The sequence below is a fragment of the Streptomyces mauvecolor genome, from assembly GCF_039532965.1.
GTDB classification, from domain to species: Bacteria; Actinomycetota; Actinomycetes; order Streptomycetales; family Streptomycetaceae; genus Streptomyces; species Streptomyces violascens.
Genome location: NZ_BAAASQ010000060.1, coordinates 1 through 564 on the forward strand (window position 1 = coordinate 1; position 564 = coordinate 564).

A 564-nucleotide genomic window follows, 5' to 3' on the forward strand; every position below is an offset into this window, starting at 1 on the left:
CGTGACCAGCAGCCCGACCACCGCCGAGCTCATCCGCTACAACCGCGACCAGCTCGACGCGATCCGTCCGACCCTGGTCTCCCTGTACGGCGAGGTGTATGCGAAGGAGATGGCCGACCCGTTCTTCTCCATCGAGCGATTCGAGGACCGTCTGTCCGGACACGCCTCCCGCCCCGGCTGGGAAGCCGTCGTCGCCTACGACCGGGGCGAGGCCGCGGGCTACGCCTACGCCTCCCCGCTGCCCGAGCGCACCGGCTGGTGGACCCACATGCTCACCCCCCTGCCCGAGGACCAGACCCGCGAGAACGGACAGCGCACCCTGGCCCTCTTCGAAATCATGGTCCGCTCCCCCTGGCGCGGCACCGGCCTCGCCCACCGCATCCACGAAGAGCTCCTGCACGGCCGCCCCGAAGAACGCGTCACGCTCCTGGTCGACCCCACCCACGCCAAGGTCAAAGCCCTGTACGAATCCTGGGGGTACCACAACATCGGAGACCAGCAGCCGTTCCCCGACTCCCCTGTCTACGCGACCATGCTGCGCACCCTGCCCTGAGAGCTCCGCCT

Annotated in this window: 1 protein-coding gene; it reads left to right on the plus strand. The window is 69.1% G+C overall.

Going from position 1 to position 564, the window contains the following annotated elements; genetic code table 11:
- Nucleotides 1-553, plus strand: a 553-nt coding sequence (locus tag ABD346_RS38205; protein ID WP_344380924.1) for a GNAT family N-acetyltransferase, incomplete at its 5' end; no start/stop codon positions are given.
- Between the last annotated feature and the right edge of the window lie 11 nt (nt 554-564).